The 746-nt window shown below is 55.2% G+C and carries 1 rRNA gene; it reads left to right on the forward strand.

Features of this window, described 5'->3' with window-relative positions:
• Positions 1-737: ribosomal RNA gene (locus C161_RS16790) — 23S ribosomal RNA — on the forward strand; the annotation flags it as partial.
• Positions 738-746 lie beyond the last annotated feature (9 nt).

The following is a 746-nucleotide window of genomic DNA, read 5'->3' on the forward strand; positions in this document are numbered from 1 at the left end:
TGGAGGCAACGTTGGGATACCACCCTGATCGTATCTAGGTTCTAACCTGGTACCGTAATCCGGTGCGGGGACAGTGTCAGGTGGGCAGTTTGACTGGGGCGGTCGCCTCCTAAAGAGTAACGGAGGCGCCCAAAGGTTCCCTCAGAATGGTTGGAAATCATTCGAAGAGTGCAAAGGCATAAGGGAGCTTGACTGCGAGACCTACAAGTCGAGCAGGGACGAAAGTCGGGCTTAGTGATCCGGTGGTACCGCATGGAAGGGCCATCGCTCAACGGATAAAAGCTACCCTGGGGATAACAGGCTTATCTCCCCCAAGAGTCCACATCGACGGGGAGGTTTGGCACCTCGATGTCGGCTCATCGCATCCTGGGGCTGAAGTAGGTCCCAAGGGTTGGGCTGTTCGCCCATTAAAGCGGTACGCGAGCTGGGTTCAGAACGTCGTGAGACAGTTCGGTCCCTATCTGTCGTGGGCGTAGGAAATTTGAGAGGAGCTGTCCTTAGTACGAGAGGACCGGGATGGACGTACCGCTGGTGTACCAGTTGTTCCGCCAGGAGCACCGCTGGGTAGCTATGTACGGACGGGATAAACGCTGAAAGCATCTAAGCGTGAAGCCCCCCTCAAGATGAGATTTCCCAGTATGTAAGACCCCTTGAAGACGACGAGGTAGATAGGCTGGGGGTGGAAGTGCAGCAATGCATGGAGCTGACCAGTACTAATCGGTCGAGGGCTTATCCAATTAGCAAGT

This window comes from Paenibacillus sp. FSL R5-192, from assembly GCF_000517845.1.
Taxonomy (GTDB): domain Bacteria; phylum Bacillota; class Bacilli; order Paenibacillales; family Paenibacillaceae; genus Paenibacillus; species Paenibacillus amylolyticus.